The sequence below is a fragment of the Pararhizobium antarcticum genome, from assembly GCF_001885585.1.
Taxonomy (GTDB): domain Bacteria; phylum Pseudomonadota; class Alphaproteobacteria; order Rhizobiales; family Rhizobiaceae; genus Pararhizobium; species Pararhizobium antarcticum.
The window spans coordinates 106,406-122,371 of the sequence record NZ_LSRP01000118.1 but is presented as its reverse complement, the minus strand read 5'-3'; the positions used below and the strand labels follow the sequence as shown (position 1 = coordinate 122,371).

18 protein-coding genes and 1 tRNA gene are annotated in these 15,966 nt (G+C 61.4%); 12 read left to right on the top strand and 7 right to left on the bottom strand.

Annotation, left to right across the window (positions count from 1 at the left end; translation table 11 throughout):
• Positions 1-79: 79 nt before the first annotated feature.
• Positions 80-949, top strand: coding sequence for an aldose 1-epimerase family protein (locus tag AX760_RS21190; RefSeq protein WP_071834999.1), 870 nt, complete (start codon positions 80-82; stop codon positions 947-949).
• Positions 950-959: 10 nt separating this feature from the next.
• Here the strand turns inward: AX760_RS21190 and AX760_RS21185 are convergent, their stop codons facing one another.
• Positions 960-1,760 carry an NAD-dependent epimerase/dehydratase family protein gene (locus tag AX760_RS21185; protein WP_071834998.1) on the bottom strand — a complete coding sequence of 267 codons (801 nt, stop codon included), beginning with the start codon at positions 1,758-1,760 and terminating at the stop codon, positions 960-962.
• 177 nt (positions 1,761-1,937) lie between these two features.
• On the opposite strand from AX760_RS21185, the gene AX760_RS21180 reads away from it, so the two are divergent.
• The 7 genes from AX760_RS21180 (at position 1,938) to AX760_RS21150 (ending at position 8,610) form a co-directional block, all read left to right on the top strand.
• Positions 1,938-2,681 carry a FadR/GntR family transcriptional regulator gene (locus AX760_RS21180; protein WP_071834997.1) on the top strand — a complete coding sequence of 248 codons (744 nt, stop codon included), beginning with the start codon at positions 1,938-1,940 and terminating at the stop codon, positions 2,679-2,681.
• A gap of 72 nt (positions 2,682-2,753) precedes the next feature.
• On the top strand, positions 2,754-3,659 hold the full coding sequence (gene kdgD / locus AX760_RS21175) for a 5-dehydro-4-deoxyglucarate dehydratase (protein ID WP_071834996.1): 906 nt from the start codon (positions 2,754-2,756) through the stop codon (positions 3,657-3,659).
• A 13-nt stretch (positions 3,660-3,672) separates the two neighbouring features.
• Positions 3,673-4,809: a mandelate racemase/muconate lactonizing enzyme family protein gene (locus AX760_RS21170; protein ID WP_071834995.1), complete on the top strand. Its 1,137-nt coding sequence runs from the start codon at positions 3,673-3,675 to the stop codon at positions 4,807-4,809.
• Entirely contained in the window at positions 4,809-5,690 is an 882-nt protein-coding gene (locus tag AX760_RS21165; protein WP_071834994.1) for an amidohydrolase family protein, read from the top strand. The genes AX760_RS21170 and AX760_RS21165 overlap by 1 nt, the downstream gene beginning before the upstream one ends.
• 56 nt (positions 5,691-5,746) lie before the next feature.
• Complete coding sequence (locus tag AX760_RS21160) at positions 5,747-6,721, top strand: TRAP transporter substrate-binding protein (RefSeq protein WP_071834993.1); 975 nt, start codon at positions 5,747-5,749, stop codon at positions 6,719-6,721.
• A gap of 87 nt (positions 6,722-6,808) precedes the next feature.
• Positions 6,809-7,330 carry a TRAP transporter small permease gene (locus AX760_RS21155; protein WP_071834992.1) on the top strand — a complete coding sequence of 174 codons (522 nt, stop codon included), beginning with the start codon at positions 6,809-6,811 and terminating at the stop codon, positions 7,328-7,330.
• On the top strand, positions 7,330-8,610 hold the full coding sequence (locus tag AX760_RS21150) for a TRAP transporter large permease (RefSeq protein ID WP_071834990.1): 1,281 nt from the start codon (positions 7,330-7,332) through the stop codon (positions 8,608-8,610). Before AX760_RS21155 ends, AX760_RS21150 begins: the two co-directional genes overlap by 1 nt.
• A gap of 442 nt (positions 8,611-9,052) precedes the next feature.
• Here the strand turns inward: AX760_RS21150 and AX760_RS27805 are convergent, their stop codons facing one another.
• Positions 9,053-9,346: a hypothetical protein gene (locus AX760_RS27805; RefSeq protein ID WP_071834988.1), complete on the bottom strand. Its 294-nt coding sequence runs from the start codon at positions 9,344-9,346 to the stop codon at positions 9,053-9,055.
• Positions 9,347-9,843: 497 nt separating this feature from the next.
• Between AX760_RS27805 and AX760_RS27310 the strand changes: the two genes are divergently transcribed.
• Entirely contained in the window at positions 9,844-10,008 is a 165-nt protein-coding gene (locus tag AX760_RS27310; protein WP_175552111.1) for a hypothetical protein, read from the top strand.
• An 87-nt stretch (positions 10,009-10,095) separates the two neighbouring features.
• Here the strand turns inward: AX760_RS27310 and AX760_RS21140 are convergent, their stop codons facing one another.
• Positions 10,096-11,028 carry a dihydrodipicolinate synthase family protein gene (locus AX760_RS21140; RefSeq protein WP_071834987.1) on the bottom strand — a complete coding sequence of 311 codons (933 nt, stop codon included), beginning with the start codon at positions 11,026-11,028 and terminating at the stop codon, positions 10,096-10,098.
• 228 nt (positions 11,029-11,256) lie between these two features.
• Positions 11,257-11,341 (bottom strand) — tRNA-Leu (locus AX760_RS21135).
• A 176-nt stretch (positions 11,342-11,517) separates the two neighbouring features.
• Here AX760_RS21135 and AX760_RS21130 point away from each other — a divergent pair.
• Together AX760_RS21130 and AX760_RS21125 are read left to right on the top strand one after the other, a co-directional pair.
• Positions 11,518-12,105, top strand: coding sequence for a YqaA family protein (locus AX760_RS21130; protein WP_071834985.1), 588 nt, complete (start codon positions 11,518-11,520; stop codon positions 12,103-12,105).
• A gap of 20 nt (positions 12,106-12,125) precedes the next feature.
• Complete coding sequence (locus AX760_RS21125; protein WP_071834984.1) at positions 12,126-12,641, top strand: disulfide bond formation protein B; 516 nt, start codon at positions 12,126-12,128, stop codon at positions 12,639-12,641.
• Positions 12,642-12,706: 65 nt separating this feature from the next.
• Here the strand turns inward: AX760_RS21125 and AX760_RS21120 are convergent, their stop codons facing one another.
• Together AX760_RS21120 and AX760_RS21115 are read right to left on the bottom strand one after the other, a co-directional pair.
• Positions 12,707-13,264 carry an HNH endonuclease gene (locus AX760_RS21120; protein ID WP_071834982.1) on the bottom strand — a complete coding sequence of 186 codons (558 nt, stop codon included), beginning with the start codon at positions 13,262-13,264 and terminating at the stop codon, positions 12,707-12,709.
• A gap of 108 nt (positions 13,265-13,372) precedes the next feature.
• On the bottom strand, positions 13,373-14,020 hold the full coding sequence (locus tag AX760_RS21115) for a DNA-3-methyladenine glycosylase family protein (RefSeq protein ID WP_071834980.1): 648 nt from the start codon (positions 14,018-14,020) through the stop codon (positions 13,373-13,375).
• Positions 14,021-14,122: 102 nt separating this feature from the next.
• Here AX760_RS21115 and gluQRS point away from each other — a divergent pair, with 102 nt between their 5' ends.
• Entirely contained in the window at positions 14,123-15,010 is an 888-nt protein-coding gene (gene gluQRS / locus AX760_RS21110) for a tRNA glutamyl-Q(34) synthetase GluQRS (RefSeq protein ID WP_071834979.1), read from the top strand.
• Here gluQRS and AX760_RS21105 read toward each other — a convergent pair.
• On the bottom strand, positions 15,005-15,916 hold the full coding sequence (locus AX760_RS21105; RefSeq protein WP_071834978.1) for a YihY/virulence factor BrkB family protein: 912 nt from the start codon (positions 15,914-15,916) through the stop codon (positions 15,005-15,007). The two genes, gluQRS and AX760_RS21105, sit on opposite strands and share 6 nt — an antisense overlap.
• Between the last annotated feature and the right edge of the window lie 50 nt (positions 15,917-15,966).

Here is a 15,966-nt window from a genome sequence, read left to right as displayed (position 1 = left end):
TCCGTCAGCCGAAAGAGACGAAGCATTTCATCCCGCTCGCAGGTGTGATTTGATAAAACGAGCCATAAGGAGTTACGCCATGCCGACATCGGTCCGGATCGAAAACCAGTCTCTCGCCGTCGACGTCTCCCCGCTCGGTGCGGAAATGCAGGCGATCACCAGCAGCGATGGCCGGTCCTGGCTCTGGAATGGCGATGTCGCCTATTGGGGCGGGCGGTCTCCCGTCCTTTTCCCGATTGTCGGGAAAGCGCCCGGAGACCTGCTCGGTATCGATGGAAAAGACTATCCCATGGGCCAGCACGGCTTTGCCCGGCGCAATGAATTTGCCCTGGTTTCCTCCACGGCAATGGCCTGCCATCATGAACTCGTCGCTTCAGAGCAAACCAAGGCGATATACCCGTTTGCGTTCCGCCTTGTCGTCGAGCATGCCCTCGATGGCAACCGGTTGACAGTTGCCGCCGAAGTGACGAACGAGGACAGCCGGGACCTGCCCTTTGGAATTGGTTTTCACCCGGCCTTCATGTGGCCGCTGCCCGGCGCGGCAGAAAAACCACATGCGGTAACGCTCGACAATGGCGGCGAGCCGCCGCTGGCGCAGCTGGATGGCGGATTGATCAAACCGGGCCACCTGCCCTCGCCGTTCACGGCTGGACGACTGGTCCTGCAGCCCGAGATGTTCAAAAACGACGCCCTGATCTTTCCGCAAGGGGCCGGAGCCGGCCTGCGCTACGGGGCGGAAGACGGGCCGGCGCTGCACTTCACCTTCGAGAACCTGCCGAACCTCGCCCTCTGGACAAAACCCGGAGCACCGTTCCTGTGCATCGAGCCATGGCACGGCATTGCCGCCGAAACCGGGCGCTCCAACGACATCATGGAGCGACCCTATAGCCAGAGGCTTGCTCCGGGCGGCATGGCACGGTTCTCGTTCACGGTCGAAATCCCTGTGTGAACCGGCGGCCCTAGGCTTTCTCGGAAAAGATCGGGTCCTTCGTGAACATGCCGCCCTGGTAAAGCGCGAGCGGCGATGAGGCCGGCGGACGCCCAACGGTGGCCTCCAGCTCGGCCCGGAATTTCTCGGCATTGTCGCGCGGCTTCCAGCCGAGATAGGCGGCGTGCGAATTGTCCCACCAGCGGCTGTCATTGTTCGAGATGCCCCAGAGCACAGGGCAGCCGAGCATTGGCGCGCGGAAGATGCAATCGATCATCGCCTCGAAATCGTCATGGGACATCCATGTGGAGAGCATGCGGTGATTAAGCGGCCGCTCCATGCAGCTGCCGATCCGCACAAGCGCCGTTTCCTGGCCGAACTTTTCGAAATACATGCGCGCCAGCGCCTCGCCGAAACATTTCGAGACACCGTACAACCCGTCGGGCCGCATCGGCGCGGTGGCATCGATGTGCTCATCCTGTCGGTAGAAGCCCACCGTGTGATTGGAACTGGCAAACAGGATGCGCGGCATGCCATGGGCACGCGCAGCCTCGTAGAGATTGTAGAGGCCCAGCAGATTGGCGTTGAGAATTTTCGAGAACTTGTCTTCGACCGAGATGCCGCCGAGATGCAGGATGCCGTCGCAGCCGTCGACGAGCGCCATCACGGCTTCGGAATTGCCGAGATCGCAGGTGACCAGTTCCTCATGCGCGGCAGCCACGCCCAGATCCGCAATGTCGGAAACCCGGATAATCTCGGCAAACCGTGCCATTCGCGCGCGCATGACACGGCCCAATCCGCCGGCCGCGCCGGTTACCAGAAGTCTCTTCACTCCATTCCTCCCAAACAACTCCTGCATGCCTGTTCGGCACACTTACTGAAACCCATCATACAGGTTGCTGGATTCGCGTCAACAAGTCGGCTATACAGGCAGGATATCTGTCAAAACTTGACAGGCGACAGGCAGCATCCTCTTTTGACGGGATGCTTGCGAGGGAAGGAACAGGGCATGGGGCTTCAGGTGAAGAGCGAGGCAGGACGGGGCACGCTGACGGCACAACTCGGCGACAACCTGCGACGGGCAATCACCACCGGCCAGTTTCCGCCCGGCAGCAAACTGCCGAGCGAAGCGCAACTGAGCGAAGCCCACGGCGTCAGCCGCACTGTCGTTCGCGAAGCGATTGCGACGCTGCGCTCCGACAGGCTTGTCGAAACGCGCCAAGGCGCCGGCGTCTTCGTTCTTGAGGCAAGCATTGCCCTGCCAAGGCCGCTGCTATCCATCCAAAACCTTGATCCCGCTCGTGTTTCCTCGATGATCGAGCTGCTTGAGCTGCGCACGGCCGTTGAAGTCGAAGCCGCGGGATTGGCGGCTCTGCGCCGCTCCCCGGCCCAGGAGGAGGCTATACTCGATCGGCACTATGCCGTGCACGCCTGTCTGGACGCCGGCATTTCCTCTAGCGATGCCGACTTTGCGCTGCATCTCGCCATTGCCGAAGCCACCAACAATCCGCGCTTTCGCGAGTTCCTGTCGATGATCGGCAAGGGTGTCATTCCGCGCGCCGCCCTGCGCAGCGACGAATCGGAAACTGACCAGACCGCCTATATCAAGCTGCTGGACGACGAGCACAACGCCATCGTCATCGCCATATCCAACAGCGACGAGGATGGCGCCCGCGATGCCATGCGCCGGCATCTGCGCGGCAGCCAGTCGCGCTATCGGGTGCTTTTGCGGGAACAGCGCCAACCTGTATGATAACTTCTTGACACTTGTCTGCTGTATATGTACGACGGGTATGCCGGAGGAGGCATCAAGAGGAATTCAAGCATGACACCGCAAGAGATCAAGGTCGCGCTCGGCGCCGGCCTTCTGTCCTTTCCCGTGACGCATTTCGATAACGAGGGAAAGTTTCAGCCGGAAAGCTATCGCCGCCATGTCGAATGGTTGTCGGGCTATGACGCGCCGGTCCTTTTTGCCGCTGGCGGCACCGGCGAGTTCTTCTCGCTGTCGCCGGCCGAAGTTCCCCATATTGTCAGGGCCGCCAAGGAAGCCGCCGGCAAGACCGCCATCGTGTCCGGCTGCGGCTATGGCACGGACATGGCGATCGACCTTGCCCGCTCGGTCGAAAAGGCGGGCGCAGACGGGATCCTTCTCTTGCCGCACTACCTCATCGATGCGCCGCAGGAAGGTCTCTATGTTCATGTCAAACGCATCTGCCAATCCGTCGGCATTGGCGTCATGGTCTACAACAGAGACAATTCGATCCTGACCTGCGAAACGCTGCAGCGGCTCTGCGATGAATGCCCCAATCTCGTCGGCTTCAAGGACGGCACAGGCGATATCGGCCTGATCCGCCAGATCACCGCGACCATGGGCGACCGCCTCACCTATCTCGGCGGCATGCCAACCGCCGAACTGTTTGCCGAGGCTTATCTCGGAGCCGGCTTCACCACATATTCGTCCGCCGTCTTCAATTTCGTACCGGGTCTTGCCGTCGAATTCTACAAAGCGCTGCGGAGCGGCGACCGGACGCGCTGCGAGACTATCCTGAAGGATTTCTTCTACCCGTTCATGGCGATCCGCGCCCGCCGCAAGGGCTATGCGGTCGCTGCCGTCAAGGCCGGCGTGCGCCTGCAGGGTTTCGATGCCGGCAAGGTGCGCGCGCCGCTCGATGATTTGACGCGGGATGAGGAAGAAATGCTCGAAAAGCTCATCGGCCCCTGGAAGCGTTGAGGGAAGCGCCAAGATGAAAATCGTCGCCGTCCGCACCCATCTTCTCGAACACCGCCTGTCGGTGCCTTTTGAAAGCGCCTCGATGCGCTTCGACCGGCGCGCCCATGTGCTGGTGGAAGTGATCTGCGACGACGGCACCATCGGCTGGGGCGAGTGCCTTGGTCCGGCCCGGCCGAATGCCGCCGTGGTCGCCGCCTATACGCCCTGGCTGATCGACGAAAACCCGCTGGAAACCGAAAAGATCTGGGCCCGTCTCTACAACGCCCTGCGCGACCAGGGCCAGCGCGGCCTTGCCGTGACGGCGCTGTCGGGCATCGACATCGCGCTCTGGGACATCAAGGGCAAGCATTTCGGCGTGTCGGTCTCCATGCTCCTCGGTGGACGTTTTCGCGACAGCGTGCGCGCCTATGCCACCGGCAGCTTCAAGCGCGATGGCGTCGACCGGATCGAGGACAATGCCAGCGAAGTCGCCCGCCATCGCGCCGATGGTTTCCATGCCGCAAAGATCAAGATCGGCTTCGGCGTCACCGAGGACCTTGCCGTCATTCGCGCCGTGCGCAACGCTGCCGGTCCCGACATGCGCCTGATGATCGATGCCAATCATGGCTATGACGTGATCGAGGCGGTACGCCTTGGCCGTGCAGCCGCGCGATACGATATCGACTGGTTCGAGGAGCCGGTGGTTCCCGAACAGCTCGGCGCCTATCGCGAGGTCCGCGCCGCGCAGCCGATCCCGGTTGCCGGTGGTGAGACCTGGCACAGCCGCTGGGGCATGCGCGAACCGGTAGAGACCCGCGCCGTCGACATTCTGCAGCCCGATCTTGCCGGGGTCGGCGGTTTCACCGAAGCAAAGCGCGTTGCCGACATGGCGGCGCTGCACGGCATCCGCATCGTTCCGCATGTCTGGGGCACCGCCGTCCATATCGCCGCAGCCCTGCAGTTCATGGCGGCGATGGTCCCCAATCCGGTGCGCGTCAATCCGATCGAGCCGATCCTTGAATTCGACCGCACCGACAATCCCTTTCGCCAGGCCGTCGTCCATTCACCGATCGAGCACGTCAACGGGGTCGTGCAGATCCCCGATGCACCCGGTCTCGGCATCGAGATCAATCGCGATGCGCTCGAACAATTCCGTATGGGAGACGCCTGATGATTGTCCGGCCGCTGACGGGACGCGCCTTGAAGTTTCCGCTGCCGCGCGGCGCTGTCGATACGCAGATGCACATGTACCTGCCCGGATTTCCAGCCCTGCCCGGTGGCCCGCCTTTGCCCGGCGGCGCCCTGCCAGACGCGCACCAGTACCGGCAGTTCATGGCCTGGCTTGGCATCGACAGGGTGATCATCACCCAGGGCAACGCCCACCAGCGCGACAACGCCAATCTCGTGGCCTGCCTTGCCGCAATGGGTGATGTTGCGCGCGGCGTGGCCGTCATTGACGCCGACATGGCGGATGACGAGCTCGATGCCCTGGCGGAAGCCGGTGTCATCGGCGCACGCATCATGGATCTGCCCGGCGGCGCCGTCGGCCTCGATGCGCTGGAAGCGGTGGATGCGCGCGCTGCCGCCCGCGGCTGGATGCTTGCCGTCCAGTTCGACGGCAGCACGATCCTCGATCACGAAACACGGCTCGCCGGGCTCCGGTCCCGCTGGGTTCTGGATCATCACGGCAAATTCTTTTCCGGCATTGCGCCCGACAGTCCGCAGGTTAATGCCCTGAAGCGGCTGATCGACGGAGGGAACTGCTGGTTCAAGTTTGCCGGCGTCTACGAGTCGTCAAAGAGCGGCGCGCCGGATTATGCCGATGTGGCAGCCGTGGCGAAGGTGATTGCCGCCCATGCGCCGGACCGCATCGTCTGGGGCTCGAACTGGCCGCACAATCTGGCAAAGACCACGGAAGAGTATCCGGACGACGCAGCGCTTGGCGACACCGTGTTGGGCTGGCTCCCGGACGAGACGGCCCGCCGCCTGGCGCTGGTTGACAATCCCGAACAGCTTTACGGCCTTGCTCCGTTCCAGGGCCAGGGAGACTAAAACTGCCGGATACGGAGCGAGGAGGCTCCGGTCCTGTTTTCAAGGAGGAGAGAAACATGAAACTTGCAAAAACACTTTGCGCTGCCTTGGGTTTTGCCCTGGCTGCCGGCACCCTGCATGCGCAGGAAATCACCCTGCGATCCGCCGATATCCATCCCGACGGGTATCCGACCGTCGAGGCGGTCAAATACATGGGCGAACTCGTGTCCGAGCGCACCAAAGGCCGTATCAAGATCGAGGTGATGAACAACGCCACGCTCGGCAACGAGAAGGACACGATCGAGCAGACCCGCTTCGGCGTCATCGACATGAACCGCGTCAATGCCGCACCGTTCAACAACCTCGTACCGGAAACAACGGTTCTCGGCCTGCCCTTCATTTTCCGCTCGACAGAGCACATGCACAAGACTGTGGATGGCCCGATCGGTGAGCAGGTTCTCGCCGCCTTCGAACCGCACGGCCTCATCGGCCTTGCCTTCTACGATTCCGGTGCGCGTTCCTTCTATTCGACCAAGAAGCCGATCGAGAAGCTGGAAGACCTGAAGGGCATGAAGATCCGCGTCCAGCAGTCGGACTTGTGGATTGCGATGATGGAGGCCTTCGGCGCCAATCCGACGCCGATGCCGATGGGCGAAGTCTACTCCTCGCTCGAAACCGGCGTGGTCGATGGCGCGGAAAACAACTGGCCGTCCTACGAATCCGCCCGCCACTTCGAAGTGGCCAAGAACTACACGCTGACCGAACATTCGCTCAACCCGGAAATCCTGGTCATCTCCAAGATCGCCTGGGACAAGCTGACACCGGAGGACCAGACGGTCGTGCGCCAGGCCGCCAAGGATTCGGTCGGCAAGATGCGCGAATTGTGGGCTGCCCGCGAAAAGGTCTCCGAGGAAAAGGTTCGCGCCGCCGGCAACACCATCATCAAGGTCAACAAGGAGGAATTCTCCGCCGCGATGAAGCCGGTCTATGACCGCTTCGTCACCGACCCGAAGATGAAGGCGCTGCTCGAACAGGTTCAGGCCGTTCAATAAGAAGACCAAGGCCGGCCCTCAGATGAGAGGCCGGCCTTTCTTTTCCGCAGGCCTGTTGGCGGGCGGGTCATGGGAGGAGTTTCAACAATGCGGCATTTCATGCTGGCCATCCGGCCCGCGCTGACCTGGCTCAGCCGGACGGCACTCTATATTTCAGGCGCAGGGCTGGTCGCCATGACGGCGATCGTCGGCTGGCAGGTCTTTGCCCGCTACGTGCTCAACGACACGCCGAGCTGGGCCGAGCCCATGTCGCTGCAACTCATGTCCTGGTTCATCCTTCTGGGGGCCGCCGTCGGCGTGCGTGAAAGCGTGCATCTCGGTCTCGATTATGTCCGCCACTACGCGCCGGCTCCCGTGCAGCGCACGATGGACCTGCTGAGCCTCGGCCTGATTTTCCTGTTCGGGTTGGCGATGAGTTTTTACGCAACGCTGCTTTCCATCGGCACCTGGACAGCCACCATTCCTGTGCTTGGCTGGCCGGGCGGCGTCGACTTCTTTCCCATGATCGGTGGCGGCGTGCTGATCGCAATTTTTGCCGCTGAACGTTTTCTCGATGTCATGCTCGGCGCCGCCGTTGCAGCCGACGTTCTCGTACAGGAAGCCGCCTGATGGCCTACAGTATTCTCTTTGGTACCTTCGCCCTGCTGATGATGATCGGCATGCCGATCGCGTTCTGCCTCGGCATCGCCTCCGTCGCCACCGTGCTCTATATGGGCCTGCCGCCGATCGTGGTGTTCCAGCAGATGAATTCCGGCATGAACGTCTTTGCGATGATGGCGATCCCGTTCTTCATCTTCGCCGGCGACCTGATGGTGCGCGGCGGCATCGCTGCCCGGCTGATCCGCTTTGCAGCCGGCCTTGTCGGCCACATGCGCGGCGGCCTCGGACAGGTCAACGTCGTCGCCTCCACCCTGTTCGGCGGCATTTCCGGCTCGGCTGTGGCCGACGCCTCGGCCGTTGGCGGCCTGATGATCCCGCAGATGGCCGCGCGCGGCTACGACCGCAGCTACGCCGTCAACATAACCGTCAATGCCGCGATCATCGCCCTGTTGATCCCGCCATCGCACAATATGATTCTCTATTCGATTGCCGCCGGCGGCACCGTCTCGGTCGCCGATCTGTTCACCGCCGGCATTGTTCCCGGCATGCTGCTGGCCGCCGCTTTGATGGTCACCGCCTATATCGTTGCCCGCCGGCGCGGCTATCCCGCCGAACCCTTCCCCGGCCTGCGGCGGCTCGGCTATTTTTTCCTGGCATCGCTGCCCGGCCTCCTGCTGATCGCCATCATCTTCGGCGGCGTGCGCTCCGGCGTCTTCACCGCAACCGAGAGCTCCTGCATCGCCGTCTTCTACGCGCTCATCGTCGCGCTGCTGGTCTACCGCGAGCTCGACTGGCATGGCTTCATCGAAGCGGTCCTCCAAGCAGTGCGCACAACCGCCATGGTCCTGCTCGTCATCGGCACGGCGGCGTCCTTTGGCTGGCTGATGTCCTTCCTGCAGGTGCAGCAATCGATGGTCATCCTGATCAGCGCGATCTCCGACAATCCCATCATCGTGCTATTGATGATCAACATCGCGCTGCTGCTGCTCGGCACCTTCATGGACATGGCACCGCTGGTAATCATCTCGACGCCGGTCCTGCTGCCGGTCGTCAAGGCGTTCGGCATCGATCCCGTACATTTCGGGGTCGTCATGATCCTGAATGCCGGCATTGGTCTCAACACGCCACCGGTCGGCACGGTTCTGTTTGTCGGCTGCGCGGTCGGTGGCATTACCATCCGCGAGGCGATGCGCACGATCTGGCCGTTCTTTGGCGCAAGCGTCGGGGTGCTGCTGCTTGTGACCTATATTCCGGGGCTTTCGCTCTGGCTTCCGGCGCTGTTCAAGTAGCCCGACCGCTCACGGTTTAGTCCATCCGGAGTGCCGCGCATGAAATATCCTGCGCGGCACTCTTCCATCAGACAGCCATTTTGATATGACCGCCTCTTTCGAAGGAGAGAAGATGGCTGCGCGGGATCGATATCCGAGAAAACTGGAATGCGCCCAGTGCGGGCATTCAGGATTTGCGGACGTTTCCGAAGACGACGATCCCAGACGCAAGACGCGCGGCTTCCAGGTCGACGTCATGCCGAAGGGTTTCGACACCGAATTTGCCGCCAGCAATCCGCTCAAGCACATCATGCGCTGCCGCTGCGGCCACAAATTCAAGTTCGAGCAGCAGACAATCTATGCGCCATCCGGCGAACCAAGACGCAGAGGACGGGGCGACCGTGAGAACGACCGCCCCTCTTTCAATTCATCGTCCGATCCTTGGGTGATCGGGACGCAGACCTTATTTGTTGGCCATCAACCACATCTTGCCAGCCATGGTGATGCCGCGCGGATCGTTGGCAACATCGTCTTCCAGATGGGTCCGTTCCAGCAGGCCGAATTCTTCCAACTCATTCAGGGTCGTGGTGGTCAGGAACTTGATTTTCTGTGGACGTTCCTGGAAGCGATCGGTCTTCGCATAGGTGACCGTGGCGTTCTGATGGGTCCACTTCTTCGCCGGCTGCGGGAAAAGATTGCCTTCCTTGGCAAGCTTCAGTCCCCTGATCTGGACCGGCGTGAGTTCAAGCTTAATCATATTGTGTCCTTGGATAGGCTATCGATCTGAAATGGAAAAGGCCGCTACAAGCGGCCGGAGATCTTGAGAAACGAATCTTGCGATGTCCGCAAGGGCGCAGAAAAGAGGCCCCAATCGGCTGGAGCATTGTTCAGTATCAGCAGTCTAGCATACTTCCACGGCAAATTGGCAGAATAGATTCGCATGCCGTGACTCACAGCCAAAGCCAAGCATGCGGGCAACCCCGCGCGTCGGAAGTCGCGGCAAACACCGATTCGACAACCCGTCACGAACAGGCTAGTAACCTGCCTTAGTTCGTTCTATCGCCCATTGCCTATTGTCTTGCCCTTGGCTTTTTCACTTGAATGTGGCGAAGACCGTTCCCAAATAAAGGTTATCGACGAAGCGATTGCCGCCTGAAGAAGGTGCGGCATCCCAAGTTCCGCTTCGCGCTCAACTCCCCCAACCGAATCGGACCGGACGGAAACGTCCCGCTCGTTGTTATTCCGGAGACTAAAATGTCAGCCATCAAACAGAATGCCGCATCGGCCGATCAGCCCTACCAGCCGATTCCCTTTGCCAAGAAGCACCGCATTTCCGTCGAGGACGCCAAGGCCATCCTCGAAAAGCACGGCGCTGACCGCAAGTCCGCCGACAAGGAAGCACGCCGCGTCGCCGTCTGACGCCGGCCTTCCCGTATATGTCACGGTAAACGCCTGAGCACTCAGGCGTTTACCCGCATCCCTCCTGGTCCTCGGCCCCGATGACCTTCAGCCTCCAAGGCGGGCTCTGGGATCCCTGAGCGACAATCTTTCAAGCAGATAATCGACTTCTCCACGGGCAACCGGCGACAGCACGCTTCCCGGCTTGCGCTGCGCATCACAGGCAATCGCCCCGCGTTTCATCATCACATATTTGCGAACGGCAAGACCGATGCCCTGCTGCTGCTCGTAGCGCAGATAGGGCAGATGCGCGTCGAACAGATCATGCGCCTTGTCGCGGTCTCCGCAGGCGGCGAGCTTAACCACATCGACGAGCATGTCCGGAAAGGCATAGCCGGTCATCGCGCCATCGGCACCGCGCGCCATCTCGAAATCCAGGAAAAGCCCACCATTGCCGCAGAGAATGGAGATCGGCCGCATCGATCCGTCGCTCTGAAAGCCGCGAAGCTGGGAGATCTTCTCCAGTCCCGGCCAGTCCTCGTGCTTCAGCATGACGCAGGAGGGGTTTTCGGTGACGATCCGCCGGATGACCTGCGGCGTCATCACGACAGAGAGTGTCAGCGGATAATCCTGCAGCACGAACGGGATATCCCCGCCGATCGCCTCGCAGGCATTCCCGAAATACCCGACGATCTGATCATCGGTGCGCAAGGATGGTGGCGGTGCAATCATCACCGCCTGCGCGCCCGCCTCCATCGAGGCGCGGGCCAGACTGCGCATGGCGGCAAATCCTGGAGCGGAAACGCCGACGATGACCGGCAACCGCGTGCGACCGACAACACGCCGGACCAGGTCCAGCGCCTCCGTCGCATCAAGCTTGGGTGCCTCGCCCATGATGCCGAGGATCGTCATGCCATCGACGCCGCAGGAAGCGTAGAAATCGACCATGCTGTCGACCGATGCCCAGTCCAGCCGGCCGTCAGCCTGAAAAGGCGTCGGTGCTATCGTATAGACACCTTTTGTCTGTGCACCGATCCTCATGTGATTTCCCTCCGCAGCAGACGCTATCTCTACCGCGCGGTTCCGGCAGGCTGCAAGCCGTGCATTCCAGCCCGCAGTCTACACGAAGAAGGCCGATCGTAACCGGCTTGGCGTTACCGGCTCACGGGTAACAGCAGAACAAATGCACAAGGAACTTTCCCCGCACCTGATTTCCAGTACGGGGAAAAATCAGAAAAGCACAGGAAAATCAAAGGCGAAACAGAAAGGTGGTGCCCCATGCCGGAATCGAACCAGCACTCCTTTCGGAACTCGATTTTGAGTCGAGCGCGTCTACCAGTTCCGCCAATGGGGCACGGGGATCGTTGCGGTAGCAAATTGCGTTTACACGAAGGCTTTCGGGCGGGTCAACCGTGATTTTACGGGGACACGGAAGGGAATCACGAATCCGTGCACTTCGCACTTGCAGCAAGACGTTTACAGACCGGCCATTCCTGCCTAAAAGGCTTTGACTTCAATAGGGGCCTGTACATGCTTAGACGCCTTTACGACTGGACCATGTCGCTCGCCGCCCGCAAATCCGCGGAAGTCTGGCTGGGTGTGATCGCCTTCGTCGAAAGCTCGGTATTTCTCGTTCCCGCCGACGTCCTGTTCCTGCCGATGGCGCTTGCCCGGCCGGAAAAAGCCTGGCGCTATGCGCTGATTGCAACCGTAGCCTCGGTGCTTGGCGGTATTGCCGGCTGGTATCTCGGCCACTACGCCTATGAGGCGATTGCCAAGCCTGTGCTGGAATTCTACGGCAAGCTCGAAGCCTTCGAGGCGATGAAGGCGAGTGTCGGCTATGAAATGCTGGTGCTGCTGCTGATCACTTCAGGCCTGACGCATCTGCCGCCGATCAAGGTCGTGACGATTCTGGCCGGCGCGATCAACATCAATCTCGGCCTGTTCATCATCACCGCCATCGTTGCGCGCGGCGCGCGTTTCTTCCTGCTTGCCTGGCTTCTGCGCCGTTATGGCGAAGAGATCCGCGACTTCATCGAAAAACGCCTCGGCATGATTGCCGCTGCCTGCGCCGGCGTCCTGATCCTTTTGTTCATCGCCTACCGCGTTTACATGTGAGCCAACATGCGGAGTTCCCAGTGAGCACCACCACCAGCCAGACCGCCACCGGGCTTTTCCCGTCGCTTGCCGCCACGTTCGGCATGGCCGGCACGGTCGGGGGGGCGCTCGCCTTCGAGCATATCGGCGGCTATATCCCCTGCGCGCTCTGCCTTTTGCAGCGCGATCCCTATTATTACAGCCTGCCGCTCGGCATTCTGGCGATCCTCAGTGTGGTGCTGAAACTGCCAGCATGGACGACACGCCTGCTCCTCGTTCTGATCGGCATCGCCATGCTGATCGGGGCCGGCATCGGTGTCTATCACGCCGGCGTCGAATGGCATTTCTGGGAGGGTCCGTCGACCTGCGCGACATCGGCCCAGGGCGTTTCCTCTGATGTCGGTGATCTCCTAGGCGACCTCGACAGCAAACACGGCCCATCCTGCACCGATGCCGCCTTGCGCGTGCTGGGCCTTTCCTTTGCCGGATGGAACGTCATCGCCAGCCTCGCCCTGGCCGCCATTGCGCTGCGCGGTGCCGCTAAAATCCGGCGCTGAGTGAAGTAGACAGCGCCAAGACAGCTACAGGAACGAGCCTATGGCGCCGCAAGAGCGCCACAGTCTTACGGCTGCAGTTCGACATCCCAGTAGAGATAATCCATCCAGCTTTCATGCAGATAGTTCGGCGGAAACAGCCGGCCGTTATTGTGGAGATCCTGCACCGTCGGGTGATAGGGTTTCTGGTGCGGGAACATGCCGGCCAGACGCGGCAGCTTGCCGCCCTTGCGCAGGTTGCAGGGCGAGCAGGCGGCAACGACGTTTTCCCAGGTCGTCTGGCCGCCGCAGCAGCGCGGAATGACGTGATCGAAGGTCAGGTCGTCGGGCGAACCGCAATACTGGCACTTGAACTGGTCGCGCAGGAACACGTTGAACCGTGTGAAGGCCGGATGGCGCGACGGCTGCACATAGCTTTTCAGACACACGACACTTGGCAGACGCATGGAGAAGCTGGGCGAGGAGACCTGATGATCGTATTCGGCCAGGATATGCACACGGTCAAGGAAAACCGCCTTGATCGCGTCCTGCCAGGACCACAGCGACAAAGGGTAATAACTGAGCGGCCGATAGTCAGCGTTCAAGACGAGCGCTGGTAGGGCCTGCGGTGAGACTGCAATCGTCAAGCCAGTAAACTCCTGCTCGATTCGGCATCTGTACCTTCTATATTAGGCGCGTTGCGTCAGGATTGTGAAGCCAAAAGGAAAAAGGAAACAAAAGATTCGCTTTTTCCTTCAAGGCGTCAGCGGCAATCCGTCGCGGCGCATTTCGCGCGCATAATAGGCCCAGAAAAGCCGGGCCGCGACGCTGCGCCACGGCGCCCAGACCTGGGTGAGAATGTCGAGGTCCCGGGCCGATGGCCGGGCTTCGAGCAGCAGCGCATCACCGACAGCATTCTGCAACGCGACATCGCCCACCGGGAAGACATCCGGGTGGCCGGCACAGAACAGAAGATAGACCTCCGCCGTCCAGCGGCCGACACCCTTGATCGCCGTCAGTTCGCGGATCGCCACAGCCCCGTCCACAGCACAGATCGCGTCCAGATCGAGTTCGCCGGCAGTCACTGTTTCAGCCACCCGCTTGAGCGTCTCGGCCTTGGCGCGCGAAAGCCCGCACACCCGGCAATCCTCCTCGGACATGGCAATGACCGACGATGCCGAAATCGGCCCCAGCAGGTCTTCCATGCGCCGCCAGATTGCTGCCGCGCTGGCCTTGGAAACCATCTGCGAGACGATGATATTGGCCATGCCGCTATAGCCGGGTGCGGTGCGCCGGAGCGGCACCGGTCCGGCCTTGGCGACAACAGGCACGAGGCGCGCATCAAGCATGACCAGCCCTCCAAGGCCGGATGCGATATCCTCATGGGTGCGGATGATCCGCATGCTTTAAACCTCCAGCGAAACCCGGTTGCCGCCTTAAGGGGCAAACAACCGTCCCTCACAAAACAAGTGACCGGCAGGCCGCTTCCATGCCAAGAAGAGACCATGAACACGACTTTGTCAAAACCACCGGTCTTCCGTTTTGCCCCGAGCCCGAATGGCCTGCTGCATCTGGGACATGCCCTGTCCGCTCTGTTGAACCAGGACATGGCGAAGGCCGTGGGTGGCCGGCTGCTGCTGCGGATCGAGGACATCGATCCGGCGCGCAGCACACCGGAATTCGAGGCAGCCATTCTCGAAGACCTTGCCTGGCTTGGCCTCGACTGGGAAAAGCCCGTGCGCCGGCAATCCGACCATCTCGATCTCTACCGCGAGGCACTGGGCAGGCTGGTCAAGATGGGCGTGGTCTATCCGGCATTCCTGACACGCGGCGCCATCAAGACGATGGTCGAAACCTTCGAGCAGCGGGGCAAGGTCTGGCCCCGCGATCCCGAAGGCGCAGCGCTCTATCCGCCCGAGGAGCGCGGCCACTCGCCGGCCCAGCAGCAGCGCATGCTGGCATCCGGCAAGCAGCATGCCTGGCGGCTCGACATGGCAAAGGCACTGGCAATGGTTGGCGAGACACTTTCCTGGCAGGAAACCGGGAGTGGGCCGAAGGGCGAGACCGGCAGCATCGCGGCGGATCCGGCCGCCTGGGGCGACGTCATCCTGTCGCGGGCGGATGCGCCGTCGAGCTATCACCTGTCGGTGGTGGTGGACGACGCGTTGCAGGGCGTTACCCATGTCGTGCGCGGCCAGGACCTGTTTCACGCGACCGCGGTGCACCGGCTGCTGCAGCGGCTTCTCGACCTGCCCGAGCCCGTCTATCATCATCACCGGCTGATCCTCGGGCCGGACGGCCGCAAGCTGTCGAAGAGCAATCGCGACACCGGCATCGCAGCTTTCCGGACTGCGGGCAAGACACCGGAAGACCTGCGCCGGGCAGTTCTATAGGACGGTTTCAACCGGCTGTTTGGCGGGCGGTTCCACATCCCGCGTGCCCCGGAAACTGCGGATGACCATGCGCTTCACCTTGTATTTCATGATCGCGGCATTGATCTCGGCCCCCAGGATGAAGATCACCCCGACGATGTAGAGAAAAACCAGCGCGATCATGATCGAGGCAAGGCCCGCATAGGTCGAGACGTAGTTGGCGAAGGAGGCAAGGTAGGAGGCAAACAGATAGGCACCGACCGACCAGGCCGTCAGCGTCAGCACGATCCCGGGCAGCACGTCCATGATCTTGCGGCGACCATCCGGCAGCCAGAGATGGCTGACGATCAGGCCTGTGGTCAGCATGACGAAGACACCCGCCAGGCTCCAGCTGTCGAGCAGGCTCAAAACATCGTTGAACAGCGGCAGATAGGTTGCGGCATAACGAAGCGCCAGCGGCACCGCAACCAGCAGAATGCTGACAATGGCCAGAACCAGCACGCCCGCCAGCACGAAGGCAAGGCTTGCGATCCGCGTCTTGTACCAGGCGCGGCTTTCCGAAACCCGGTAGGCGCGGTTGAGAGAGACACGCAGGGCCTCGACGCCATTGGAGGCGAAATAGGCCGCCGCCAGCACCGAAATCGTCAGCAGCCCACCGCGCGGGGTGGTCAGCACCTGCACGACCTCGTCGGAAATCGGCTTGGCGATCGATTCCGGCCAGGTGTCGAAGATGAGGTGGACGGCGGTGACCGCAAACTGGTCGGCACCGAGAAAGCTGGCAAGGGCCGTTCCGAAGATCAGGAAGGGAAAGATCGCCAGCAGCGTCGACAGCGCGACATGGCTCGCCATCGCCCAGCCATCATCCTCGCTGAAGTGCCAGACGGCGTCGAAGACGACCTTCCAGGCGATTTGTAAGACGGCCGCCATCCTGTCTCCAATTGTCTCTTGTGCCATTCAAGTGTAACCCACTTCCGAAT